The organism is Streptomyces griseorubiginosus (assembly GCF_017614965.1).
Taxonomy (GTDB): domain Bacteria; phylum Actinomycetota; class Actinomycetes; order Streptomycetales; family Streptomycetaceae; genus Streptomyces; species Streptomyces griseorubiginosus_B.
The window spans coordinates 1-12,279 of the sequence record NZ_WVUG01000268.1; the positions used below are offsets into that span (position 1 = coordinate 1).

Genomic DNA, 12,279 nt, shown 5'->3' on the forward strand with positions numbered 1-12,279 from the left:
GTACCGGCGGGGGCCGCCGAGGCTCCGTCGCCACGCGGGGACGCCGTCGGTGTCGGGGAAGCGTCCGCCGATGGTGCCGGGCGTCCGTCCTTCCCCTCCGGTCCCCCCGAGGACGCGCCCGAGAGGGACAGCGCGGTGATCACGGCCGCCGACAGCGCGCCCGCCGCCCCCGCGGCGACCAGCATCCGCCGCCGTCCCCGCGCCCCGCGCTCGCGCCGCCGTTCGGCGGCCCGGCCACCGGCGGGGAGGGCCGGGTCGGCCTCGGGCACCCTGGGCAGCTCCGCCGTCCGGTCGTACGCGTTCTGCCAGCCGTGCGCGGCCGCCGGATCCGCGTAGCCCTCGTACACGGGCGTCGATTCCGGGATCGGGTGGTACACGTTCGGCGGATCCTGCGGGACGCCGTTCTTCCCGTTCGCATGCTGAGGTGACCCGGACATGACCGCGCATTCTAGGGACTGGTGGGACCCCTGAGACAGCTACCGGCGATAACAGCCCAAACCCAGGCGTCTCGCGTGGTGGAAAACACGGTCCGGGAGGCGTTACCGGGCCGTAAGCTCCCAGACATGCAGGTGATCCAGTCGACCAAGCTCGCCAACGTCTGTTACGAGATCCGGGGCCCGGTGCTCGAGGAGGCGATGCGGCTCGAGGCGGCCGGGCATCGGATCCTCAAGCTGAACACCGGCAACCCGGCGGCGTTCGGCTTCGAGTGCCCCCCGGAGATCCTGGAGGACATCCTCCGCAACGTCTCCACCGCACACGGCTACGGCGACGCGAAGGGCCTGCTGGCCGCCCGCCGCGCGGTCGTCATGCACAACCAGACCCTCGGCATCGAGACGGACGTCGAGCACGTCTTCATCGGCAACGGCGTCTCCGAGCTGATCGTGATGGCGATGCAGGGCCTATTGGACGACGGCGACGAGGTGCTCGTACCGGCCCCGGACTATCCGCTGTGGACCGCCGCCGTGTCCCTGTCCGGCGGTACGGCCGTCCACTACCGGTGCGACGAGCAGGCCGACTGGATGCCGGACCTCGCGGACGTCGAACGCAAGGTCACCGACCGCACCAAGGCCATCGTCATCATCAACCCCAACAACCCGACGGGCGCGGTGTACGACGAGGCGATGATCAAGGGCTTGACGGACATCGCCCGCCGCCACAACCTCCTCGTCTGCTCCGACGAGATCTACGACAAGATCCTCTACGACGGCGCCACGCACACCCCGACGGCCGCCATCGCCCCGGACCTGCTGACCCTCACCTTCAACGGCATGTCCAAGGCCTACCGGGTGGCCGGCTACCGGGTGGGCTGGATGTCGATCTCCGGGCCGCGCGCGCACGCCGACTCCTACATCGAGGGTCTGACGGTCCTGGCGAACATGCGGCTGTGCGCGAACATGCCCGGTCAGCACGGAGTGGTCGCCGCGCTGAGCGGGCGGCAGTCCATCAACGACCTGGTGCTGCCGGGCGGGCGGCTGAAGGAGCAGATGGACACGGCGTACGAGCTGCTGACGCGGATCCCGGGGGTGAGCTGCGTACGGCCGAAGGGGGCGCTGTATCTCTTCCCGCGGCTCGACCCCAAGGTGTTCAAGATCAAGGACGACCGGCGGATGGTGCTGGACCTGCTGCGCAGCGAGAAGATCATGGTCGTGCAGGGTTCCGGGTTCAACTGGCCCGAGCCCGATCACTTCCGGGTCGTGACGCTGCCGACGGTCACGGATCTGCGGGACGCGGTGGGGCGGATCGGGCGGTTCCTGGACGGCTACGGCCAGCCCTAAACCTTTTCCGGACCGGCAATCCGCGGATCTTCTTGGATCCACTCAACTTTAGACGAAATCTAAGCTAGGATGGTTTCCTGACAGCTTCTGGAGGCCATCCCATGTACGAACCGATCCGCACCAAGTCGGTCCACAGCACGATGGCCGGCACGAGCTCCGACTTTCCGCACCGCTCCCGCGAGGAGGAGCTGGACATCCAGCTCGCGGGACACCTCGCCGCGCTGCTCGCCGTCACGGACGAGCTGCGGGCGGCGGCTCCCTCCGCCGACCTGGACGAGGCGGCCGAGCGGCTCGCCGAACAGGTGGCCCGGCTGCGAGGCGGGGTGACACCGGTGCGTATGCAGGTGGCACCGGCCGAAGTCGACCTCGCCACCCTGCACGAGCGGGCGCACGCCCTCGCGGGCCGCGCCCTGGTCGTGGCGGCCTCACGGGCCGACACGGCGGCGGCGATCCTCGCCGCGGAACGCATGGACGCGCACACGGAGGCCCGAGACCCCCGCGAACTCGCGTCCCGCTGAGCCCCACGAGGGCTCCCCTGACGGCCCCGGTCCGCGTGCACCCGCAGCGACGCGCGGACCGGGAGCCATTTTCTGTGTGATGGGCATGGCTGGTTCCGTTGCGTTCCGGGACGGCCACTTCACCTCCCGTTCATCCGGTAATCCCTGGAACATGGGGTTCCGGGAGCACGCTCCCCGGCGTGAGACGTATCGCAGGGATCGTCCTCGCGGTGTTGCTGATCGGCGGCGTGGTGGCTGCCGTCGTGGCGGGCCGGGAAGCGGACGACAAGGGCACGGCAACGAAGACCGTGCGCATGGTGATCGGTTCCGAGAAGGCGGAGTACTTCGCGGATCCGGCTGTGGTGAAGGCCCTCGCCGCCAAGGGATTCACCGTGAAGGCCGAGACCTCCGGGTCCTGGGCCATGGAGGGGCTCGACCTCAAGGGGTACGACCTCGCGTTCCCGTCCAGTCAGGCGCCCGCCGTCGAACTGGCCGCCCGCTACAAGGTGCAGGGCACCCTCGCCCGCCCCTTCTACTCGCCGCTCGTCGTCGTGGCCCACCGCAACGCCGCCCAGGTGCTCGCGGCCAACGGCCTCGCGACCCTGGACACCGAGCACCGCGGCATCCTGAAGATGGCCGCCTATCTCGACGCCGCCCGCCACGACCGTACGTGGCAGCAGCTGAAGGGGGCGAGCAAGTACGGGGAGTTGACGGGAACGCTCTTCCTCTCCTCCACCGACCCGGAGACCTCCAACTCCGGCGCCCTGTACCTCGCCGCCGCCTCCTACGTGGCGAACGGCGGCCGGGTGGTGGCGAGCAAGGCCGACCTCGACCGCACCGAGCCGCTGATGAAGAAGCTGGTGCAGGTCCAGGGCGCCCAGCAGTCCAGCTCGGACGCGGTGTTCCGGGACTTCGTCAGCGGCGCCGGCAATCCGCTGGTGGTGGTCTACGAGTCCCAGGTCGCCTCGCTGCTGGCGGGCGGACAGCAGCCCGGTGACCTCGTCGTGCTCTACCCGGACACCACGGTCAACAGCGACCACACCGTCGTGCCGTTCACCGGCAACGGCAAGGCGCTCGCCCAACTCCTCTCCACCGACCCGGAGTTGCGCAAGCTCGCCGTGAAGCACGGTTTCCGGCCGCAGGGCACCGCGACCGAGTTCGCCTCGGCGACCACCTATCTGAAGCAGGAACTGACCGGTGTCCGGCAGGCGCCCGTGCCCACCTCCGCGGTGCTGCACGAGATGGCGCGCCGGGCCCGCGGATGACACGGGGGACCTCATGAGCAGCTTCAACACCAGTCAGAACAGCGGCAGTCAGCACACCCTCAGCGGGGACGACGTCTTCACGCTCACCCCGCCCGAGGCCGTCGCGCCGGTGCCGCGGGAGAAGGCCGGCGGGCTCGTGCCGGTGGACGACAGCGTCCGTACCGACATGGCCGCGAAGGCCTCCGCCTACGTCGCCGGTCTCGCCGCCCTGGACGCCCGCTCGCCCGAGTTCGCCGGCAAGGTCGGTGAGATCACCGGACTCGGCGCCTCAGAGATGCGGACCGCGGCCGCGCAGTCCAACCGGATGCTGGAACGGACCGTGAAGAGCCTGCCGAGCAAGGGCGGGGACGCCCAGTCGCAGGTGGCCGGCTCGCTGGTCGAACTCCGGCGGGTGGTCGAGGACCTGGACCCGCGGGACCTGCCCGCCAGCAAGGGCCGTAAGTTCCTCTCCCGGCTGCCCGGCGGGAACAAGCTGCGCGACCACGTCGCCAAGTACGCGTCCGCACAGGGCACCTTGAACAGGATCGTCGGCTCGCTGCGCGGCGGCCAGGACGAACTGCGCCGGGACAACGCCGCGTTGCAGACCGAGCGGGTCCGCCTGTGGGAGACCATGGGCAAACTGCAGGAGTACGTGGTGCTCACCGAGGCCCTGGACGCGGCCGTGGAGCAGCACCTCGCCGGGATCCCGGACCCCCAGGAGGCCGACGGTCTCCGCGCCGACGTGCTCTTCCCGGTCCGGCAGAAGCACCAGGACCTGCTCACCCAGCTCGCGGTGTGCGCGCAGGGCTACCTCGCCATGGACGTCGTACGCCGCAACAACGACGAGCTGATCAAGGGCGTCGACCGGGCCGCCACGACCACCGTGTCCGCCTTGCGCATCTCGGTGATGCTGGCGTCCGCGCTGGACAACCAGAAGAAGGTCGTCGAGCAGGTCAACGCCCTGCGCGGGACCACGGAGGACCTGATCCGGGGCAACGCGGAGATGCTGTCCACGCAGAGCGGGGAGATCCAGCGGATCGCCGCGGACCCGGCCGTGGGGGCCGAGACCCTGCGCTCGGCGTTCCAGCAGATCTACCGGACGCTGGACGCGATCGACACCTACAAGGTGCAGGCGACCGAGGCGATGGCGACGACCGTCGAGAACCTGACGGCCGAACTCCAGTCCGCCAGTGCCTACCTGGAACGCAGCCGGTCGCGGGGCGCGCTGGAAGGGGGCCTCGCATGAGACGGACCCTCACCGCCGTCGTGTCGGCGGCGGCCCTGCTGACCGCCTGCTCGTCGGCGCACAAGACCGACCCCGACGCCCCACGGCCCGGCACCCTGCGCGTCCTCGCCTCCAGCGAACTCGCCGACATGGCACCGGTCCTGGACCAGGTCCGCAAGGACATCGGCATTACGGTCCGGTCCACCTACATGGGCACCCTCGACGCCGTGAACCTGCTGGCGTCCGGCAAGGCGGACGGCCGCTACGACGCCGTGTGGCTGTCCTCGAACGACTATCTGCGACTGCGCCCGGAGGCGGCGAAGAAGGTCGTCTCCGAGACGCCGGTCATGTCGAGCCCGGTGGCCATCGGCGTCAGGACGGCCACCGCGCAGGCGCTCGGCTGGACGCCGGAGAACGTCACCTGGTCCCAGGTGGAGAAGGCCGTACAGGACGGAAAACTCACGTACGGAATGACGGACCCGGCCCGCTCCAACTCCGGCTTCTCCACGCTCGTCTCGGTCGCCTCCGCCCTCTCCGGCGCCCAGTCGGCGCTCACCGACGCGGACGTGGCCGAGGCGACGCCCCGCCTCAAGGAGTTCTTCAAGGGGCAGAAGCTGACCTCGGGTTCGTCGGGCTGGCTGGCGACGGCCTACAAGCGGCGCGGGAACGTCGACGCGCTCCTCAACTACGAGTCCGTCCTCAAGGGCATCCCGGGCCTGACCGTGATCCGCCCCAAGGACGGCGTGGTCACCGCCGACTACCCGCTCTCCTCCCTCGCCGACACCGACGCGGCGACCCGTGAGGAGGTCCGGCGCCTGACCGAGGCCCTGCGCACGCCGCGGATCCAGCGCGAGATCACGACCGACACCCACCGTCGCCCGGTGATCCCCTCGGTGCCCCCCGCACCCGGCCTCGACACCTCCCGGCGCCACGAACTCGCCTTCCCCGGCACGCGTTCGGTCGCCGACGGCCTGCTGCACTCGTACGAGAACGAACTGCGCCGCCCCTCCCGCACCGTCTACGTCCTCGACACCTCCGGCTCGATGGACGGCGACCGCCTCAGCCGCCTGAAGAAGGCCCTTACGGACCTGACCGGCGATTTCCGCGAACGGGAGGAGGTGACGCTGATGCCCTTCGGCTCGGACGTGAAGAGCGTACGGACCCATGTGGTCGACCCGGCCGATCCGCAGGCCGGCCTGAAGGCGATCCGCAAGGACACCGAGAAGCTGTCCGCCGACGGCGACACCGCGATCTACACGTCCCTGGAGAAGGCGTACGAGCATCTCGGCACCGGCGGCGACACGTTCACGTCGATCGTGCTGATGACGGACGGCGAGAACACGACCGGCGTCAAGCCGAAGGACTTCGACACCTTCTACCGCTCACTCACCGGCGCGCAGCGGGACACCCCGGTCTTCCCGATCCTCTTCGGCGACTCCGACCGCAGGGAACTGACCCACATCGCCGACCTGACCGGCGGCCGCCTCTTCGACGCGCAACACGGCTCACTGGACGGCGCCTTCGAGGAGATCCGTGGCTACCAGTAGGTTCATGAGGTTCCTGGAGTCCCGCAAGAACATCGCGGGAAGCGCGGGCGGTCTGGCGGGCCTGGCGCTGACGTTCACGGGGGTCGCCGGGCCGTACTGGCCGGTGGTCGTGGCCGGGCTCTACGGCGCGGGCGCGCTCATCGCCCCGCCGGAACGACCGCCCCTGCCGGACTTCCCGTCCCCGTCGGCCCAACTGGAGGAACTGCGGGCCGACTTCGACAAGCTGGGCGGCTATCTGGCGGAGGTCGACCTCCCCCCGGCCGCCGCGGGCCGCCTCACCGAGCTGACCGGCCTGCTGACCGCGCTGCTGGACCCGGGCTGGGTGACCGAGGTCCTGGCCCAGGACCCGGAGGGCGTCCACACCCTGTCCCGGACGGTCCGCCAGGACATTCCGGAAGCGGTCGACAGCTACGTACGCACCCGCTGGTGGACCCGTATGACCCCGGGCTCAGAACCCCCGGAACGCCACCTGGAACGCCAGCTCACGCTGCTGCAGGAGGAGGCGGAGAGACTGGCCACGACCCTGCGCGAGACGGAGGCCCGCCGCCAGGAGACGCACACCCGCTATCTGGAAGAACGTTCCCCTTGAAACGTTCCCCTCGAGGAAACGGCGAAGGCCTGCCCCTTCCCTCCCGTCGGGGCGGACGGAAGGACAAGGGCAGGCCCGAGCCGCGCACGCCGTTGTGCGCGGCCTCGCCGTAGAACACCGCGGCCGGCCGTGACGATCACTGGTCAGGGCACATCCCAACCGGCCGCGGAGTCTCCCGAGCCGGACGTCAGCCCAGCCGCTGCACCAGCGCCCGGTACTCGTCCCACAGCTCCTTCGGCGTGTGGTCCCCGAACGTGTTGAGGTGCTCGGGAATCAACGCCGCCTCCTCCCGCCACACGTCCTTGTCGACGGTGAGCAGGAACTCCAGGTCGGACTCGGACAGTTCGAGCCCGTTGGTGTCGAGGGCACCCTTGGCCGGGAGGACACCGATCGGCGTCTCGACACCCTCCGCCCTGCCGTCCAGCCGCTCCACGATCCACTTCAGGACCCGGCTGTTCTCGCCGAACCCGGGCCAGACGAACTTGCCCTCGTCGTTCTTGCGGAACCAGTTGACGTAGTAGATCTTCGGCAGCTTGGACTGGTCCTTGTCCTTGGCCACGTCGATCCAGTGCCCCATGTAGTCGCCCATGTTGTAGCCGCAGAACGGCAGCATGGCGAACGGGTCCCGGCGCAGTTCGCCGACCTTGCCCTCGGCGGCCGCGGTCTTCTCGGAGGCCACGTTGGCGCCCAGGAAGACACCGTGGTTCCAGTCGAAGGACTCGGTCACCAGCGGAACGGCGGAGGCGCGCCGGCCGCCGAAGAGGATCGCCGAGATCGGCACGCCCCTCGGGTCCTCCCACTCGGGCGCGATGATCGGGCACTGCGAGGCCGGCACGGTGAAGCGGGCGTTGGGGTGCGCGGCGGGCTCGGCGGACTCCGGCGTCCAGTCCCGGCCCTTCCAGTCGGTGAGGTGGGCCGGGGTCTCCTCCGTCATGCCCTCCCACCAGATGTCGTTGTCGTCCGTCAACGCCACGTTGGTGAAGACCGAGTTGCCCCACAGGGTCTTCATCGCGTTGGCGTTGGTGTGCTCACCCGTGCCGGGCGCGACGCCGAAGAAGCCGGCCTCGGGGTTGATGGCGTACAGCCGGCCGTCCTCGCCGAAGCGCATCCAGGCGATGTCGTCGCCGATGGTCTCCACCGTCCAGCCGGAGACGGTGGGCTCCAGCATGGCGAGGTTGGTCTTGCCGCAGGCGCTCGGGAAGGCGGCGGCGACGTACTTGGACTCACCGGTCGGCGGGGTGAGCTTCAGGATCAGCATGTGCTCGGCCAGCCAGCCCTCGTCGCGGGCCATGACGGACGCTATGCGCAGGGCGTAGCACTTCTTGCCGAGCAGGGCGTTGCCGCCGTAACCGGAGCCGTAGGACCAGATCTCGCGGGTCTCGGGGAAGTGCGAGATGTACTTGGTGGAGTTGCACGGCCACGGTACGTCCGCCTCGCCCTCGGCCAGCGGGGCGCCCAGCGTGTGCACGGCCTTGACGAAGAAGCCGTCCGAGCCGAGTTCGTCGAGGACGGGCTGTCCCATGCGGGTCATCGTCCGCATGGACACCGCCACATAGGCGGAGTCGGTGATCTCGACGCCGATGGCGGAGAGGTCCGAGCCGAGCGGGCCCATGCAGAACGGGACGACGTACATCGTCCGGCCCTTCATCGAGCCGCGGAAGATCCCCTTCTCGCCGGAGAAGATCTCCCGCATCTCGGCGGGGTCCTTCCAGTGGTTGGTGGGGCCCGCGTCCTCCTCCTTCTCCGAGCAGATGAAGGTCCGGTCCTCGACGCGCGCGACGTCGGTCGGGTCGGAGGCGGCGTAGTACGAGTTGGGGCGCTTGATCGGGTCGAGCTTCTTGAAGGTGCCCTTCGCGACGAGCTCCTCGCACAGGCGCTCGTACTCGGCCTCGGATCCGTCACACCAGACCACGTTGTCCGGCTGGGTCAGTTCGGCGATCTCGTTCACCCACGAGACCAGTTCCTGATGCTGGGTGGGAATGACGGGGGGAGCCGCGTTGTCGCGCGCCACGATTGCTCCTAAATGAGGGATTTTGTGTTGGAGGCCCCGTGGGGGCTGCGGCCCGGATGCTTCGTGGCTGGATCTTCAGCGCTCATCCGGTGCCGACCGCACTCATTTGATCATCCGACGCGAGTGCCCATATGTCCAGAGGGCCTCACAGGTGAGCGGAGTGGGGATCGTCACGTCTCTTTTGTGTGCGACGCGTTTATTTGCGTGCACCTAGGGTTCAAGTGACCGTTTCTTTGCGCGGTACGCGCCGGCCGCCAACTGCCGTGAGATGATGGCCACTCTTGGCCGCTTCCACGCCCGCACTGATCCGTAACTTACGGTTCCGTAGGTACGATGCGAGACATGACAGCGCCCGTCCCCGACGCGTCCACCGGAACGCCGGCCGCCGGCCGCGGTTCCGAAGCGCCTTCCATCCCGCACCAGATCAAGCAGCACGCGCAGCAGCTCGCCGAGCCGATCAAGCCGAAGCTCCGCGGCTGGCTGCATCTGGGCATGTTCCCGGCCGCGCTCGTCTCCGGCCTGGTCCTCACCGCGCTCGCCGACTCGACCAGAGGACGCGTCGCCTGCGGGATCTACGCGCTGACGGCCTGCCTGCTGTTCGGCGTGAGCGCGCTCTACCACCGGGGCAACTGGAGCCCGCGCATGGACGGCGTGCTGCGCCGCCTCGACCACGCCAACATCTTCCTGATCATCGCCGGCACCTACACCCCCCTCACGATGCTCCTGCTGCCGGGCGCCAAGGGGCAGTGGCTGCTGTGGGGCATCTGGGGAGCCGCCGCGGCCGGGATCGTCTTCCGGGTCTTCTGGGTCGGCGCCCCGCGCTGGCTCTACACCCCCTGCTACATCGCGATGGGCTGGGCGGCCGTCTTCTTCCTGCCCGACTTCATGCGCACCGGGGGCATCGCCGTCCTGGTCCTGGTCATCGTCGGCGGCCTGCTCTACAGCGCGGGCGGCGTGATCTACGGCATCAAGCGGCCGAACCCGTCACCGCGCTGGTTCGGCTTCCACGAGGTCTTCCACTCCTTCACGCTGGCCGCGTTCGTCGTCCACTACGTCGGAATCTCCCTGGTGGCGTACCAGCACGCGTAACCGCCCCACCGCTCCCCCCCATGGCCACGGCTTGCCGCCGTGGCCATTTTTCGTATGCCGATAGAGACTGTCGATTGACAGTTCCTAGATTTTGAGAGTTACTCTCATTTCATGGTTACTGTCACCCCAAACCCACGGCGTTGGTGGGCCCTGGCCGCCCTCGTCGCGAGCATGCTCACCCTCGGCTTCGACACGACGATCCTCAACGTGGCCCTGCCGACCATGGCCGCCGACCTCGGCGCCACCACCGGCCAGCAGCAGTGGATGGCCGACTCCTACGTCGTCGTCTTCGCGGCGCTCATGCTCCCCGCCGGACTCCTCGGCGACCGGTTCGGACGCCGGCTGATGCTGATCGTCGGACTCGGGATCTTCCTGACCGGCTCACTGGCGGGCGCCCTGGCCGGGGACGTGACCTGGGTGATCGCGGCCCGGGCCCTGATGGGCGTCGGCGCCGCCCTGGTCACCCCGCTCGCGCTCTCCGTGCTGCCCACCCTGTTCGCCGCCGACGAGCAGCCCAAGGCGACCGCGATCGTCACCGCCGCCTCCGCGCTCGGCCTGCCGCTCGGCCCGATCATCGGCGGCTGGCTGCTGAACCACTTCTGGTGGGGCTCGGTCTTCCTGGTCAACGTCCCGATGGCCGCGATCGGCATCGCCGCCTGCGTCTTCCTGCTCCCCGAGACCCGCGACCCCGCCTCCCCCAAGGTCGACACCGTCTCCACCGCGCTCACCGCGACCGGACTCGGCGCCCTCGTGTACGCGATCATCGAGGCACCCACCCGCGGCTGGGGCGACCCCCTGGTCCTGGCGATGTTCGCGGCGGCCGTCGCCCTCATCACCGCCCTGGTCCTGCGCGAACGCCGGCTGGAGCGCCCCATGCTCGACATGACCCTCCTCGCCCACCGCGGCTTCCTCTTCAACACCATCGCCGCGACCCTGGTGATGTTCGTCCTGTCCGGCCTGCTCTTCGTGCTGCCGCCCTACCTCCAGGCGGTCCTCGGCAACGACGCCTTCGGCACCGGCCTGAGGCTGCTGCCGATGATGGGCGGCCTCCTGGTCGCCTCCCGCACGGCCCCGCAGGCCACCGTGCGCTTCGGCGCCCGCGCCACGGTCGGCGCCGGCCTGACGGTGCTGGCCTTCGCCGCGCTCCTCGGCAGCCGTACGACGGTCGACTCCGGCTACGGCTTCACCGCGCTGTGGCTCTCCATCACCGGCCTCGGCTTCGGCTTCTCCCTCATGCCGGCCATGGGCGGCGCCCTGGGCGCCCTGCCCCGCGACCGGGCCGGCAGCGGCTCCGGGCTGCTCATGACGCTGCGCCAGGTCGGCGGCGCGGTCGGGATCGCCCTGCTCGGCAGCCTGCTCTCCGCCACCTTCCAGGACCGGCTCGACGTCACCGGGCTGCCCGCCAAGGCGGCCGACACCGCCGGGGACTCGGTGGTCGCGGCGCACATCGTCGCCGAGAAGGCGCACTCCGCTCACCTGGCCGCCTCCGCGAACAGCGCCTACGTCCACGGCATGGGGCTGGTGCTGCTGGTGTGCGGGGCCGCGGCGCTCGTGTCGGCGCTGCTGGCGGCGGTCTTCCTGCCGCCCACGGCGTCCGGGCGGACGGTACAAAGCCCCGAACCCGACTTGGTCACCGCCGTGGAGGATGCCTGACAATGAACCCCATGACGGCCGCACGCACCCCCTTCTCCTCCCCCGCCGACCGCCCTCAGCTGGGACTTCGCGAGCGCAAGAAGATCAAGACCCGGGAGGCGATCCGAACCGCGACCTACGCGCTGATCAAGGAGCAGGGGTACGACGCCACGACGATCGAGCAGATCGCCGACCGGGCCGAGGTGTCGCCGTCCACCGTCTTCCGCTACTTCCCCACCAAGGAGGACATCGTCCTCACGGACGAGTACGACGCGCCGATGCTGGAGGAACTGCGCGCCCGGCCGGCCGGTGAGCCGTGGATGGACTCGGTGCGGCACGTGATGCGCATGGCCACGAACGCGCTGATGGCCGAGGACCCCGAGGTGGTCCGCATGCGGGCCCACCTCGGGGTCCAGGTCCCCGCCGTCCGCTCCCGGATGTTCGAGAGCATGTCGGAGACCGGACGTCTGCTCCGCGCGGCCCTCGCCGACCGCACCGGCCTCGACCCCGACAGTCTCGAGGTGCGGGTCTACGCGATGTCCCTCGTCGGCGGCCTGATGGAGGCCAACATGACCTGGGCGGAGAACGGCTTCAAGGACGACCTGGGCGCCCTGCTGGACCGCGCCCTGGACGTCATGGAACACGGCCTGCCCACCCGAAACCCCTGAGC

At 69.8% G+C, this 12,279-nt stretch carries 10 protein-coding genes and 1 pseudogene; 9 read left to right on the forward strand and 2 right to left on the reverse strand.

Annotation, left to right across the window (positions count from 1 at the left end; genetic code table 11):
* Nucleotides 1-437, reverse strand: a pseudogene (locus GRC12_RS34145) (hypothetical protein); the annotation flags it as partial.
* Nucleotides 438-563: 126 nt separating this feature from the next.
* Here GRC12_RS34145 and GRC12_RS34150 point away from each other — a divergent pair.
* From GRC12_RS34150 to GRC12_RS34175, 6 genes are all read left to right on the forward strand, one after another.
* Nucleotides 564-1,775, forward strand: a complete 1,212-nt coding sequence (locus tag GRC12_RS34150; RefSeq protein WP_208783720.1) for a pyridoxal phosphate-dependent aminotransferase — start codon at nucleotides 564-566, stop codon at nucleotides 1,773-1,775.
* Between the two features lie 101 nt (nucleotides 1,776-1,876).
* A complete protein-coding gene (locus GRC12_RS34155) occupies nucleotides 1,877-2,293 on the forward strand; it encodes an SCO4983 family protein (protein ID WP_208783722.1) in 417 nt (138 codons plus the stop codon).
* A gap of 179 nt (nucleotides 2,294-2,472) precedes the next feature.
* Nucleotides 2,473-3,537: a substrate-binding domain-containing protein gene (locus GRC12_RS34160; protein ID WP_208783725.1), complete on the forward strand. Its 1,065-nt coding sequence runs from the start codon at nucleotides 2,473-2,475 to the stop codon at nucleotides 3,535-3,537.
* 13 nt (nucleotides 3,538-3,550) lie between these two features.
* Nucleotides 3,551-4,762: a toxic anion resistance protein gene (locus tag GRC12_RS34165; protein WP_208783726.1), complete on the forward strand. Its 1,212-nt coding sequence runs from the start codon at nucleotides 3,551-3,553 to the stop codon at nucleotides 4,760-4,762.
* Nucleotides 4,759-6,288, forward strand: a complete 1,530-nt coding sequence (locus GRC12_RS34170; RefSeq protein WP_208783727.1) for a substrate-binding and vWA domain-containing protein — start codon at nucleotides 4,759-4,761, stop codon at nucleotides 6,286-6,288. Before GRC12_RS34165 ends, GRC12_RS34170 begins: the two co-directional genes overlap by 4 nt.
* A 4-nt stretch (nucleotides 6,289-6,292) precedes the next feature.
* Nucleotides 6,293-6,877 carry a hypothetical protein gene (locus GRC12_RS34175; RefSeq protein ID WP_208783734.1) on the forward strand — a complete coding sequence of 195 codons (585 nt, stop codon included), beginning with the start codon at nucleotides 6,293-6,295 and terminating at the stop codon, nucleotides 6,875-6,877.
* Between the two features lie 187 nt (nucleotides 6,878-7,064).
* On the opposite strand, the gene GRC12_RS34180 is transcribed toward GRC12_RS34175, so the two are convergent.
* The gene (locus GRC12_RS34180; RefSeq protein ID WP_208783728.1) at nucleotides 7,065-8,888 is read right to left on the reverse strand and encodes a phosphoenolpyruvate carboxykinase (GTP); all 1,824 of its coding nucleotides are present in this window, start codon (nucleotides 8,886-8,888) and stop codon (nucleotides 7,065-7,067) included.
* A gap of 342 nt (nucleotides 8,889-9,230) precedes the next feature.
* On the opposite strand from GRC12_RS34180, the gene trhA reads away from it, so the two are divergent.
* The 3 genes from trhA (at nucleotide 9,231) to GRC12_RS34195 (ending at nucleotide 12,277) form a co-directional block, all read left to right on the forward strand.
* Nucleotides 9,231-9,977: a PAQR family membrane homeostasis protein TrhA gene (gene trhA, locus GRC12_RS34185; RefSeq protein ID WP_208783729.1), complete on the forward strand. Its 747-nt coding sequence runs from the start codon at nucleotides 9,231-9,233 to the stop codon at nucleotides 9,975-9,977.
* 111 nt (nucleotides 9,978-10,088) lie between these two features.
* Nucleotides 10,089-11,630, forward strand: a complete 1,542-nt coding sequence (locus tag GRC12_RS34190; RefSeq protein ID WP_208783730.1) for a DHA2 family efflux MFS transporter permease subunit — start codon at nucleotides 10,089-10,091, stop codon at nucleotides 11,628-11,630.
* An 11-nt stretch (nucleotides 11,631-11,641) separates the two neighbouring features.
* Nucleotides 11,642-12,277 carry a TetR/AcrR family transcriptional regulator gene (locus GRC12_RS34195; protein ID WP_208783732.1) on the forward strand — a complete coding sequence of 212 codons (636 nt, stop codon included), beginning with the start codon at nucleotides 11,642-11,644 and terminating at the stop codon, nucleotides 12,275-12,277.
* Nucleotides 12,278-12,279: the final 2 nt, after the last annotated feature.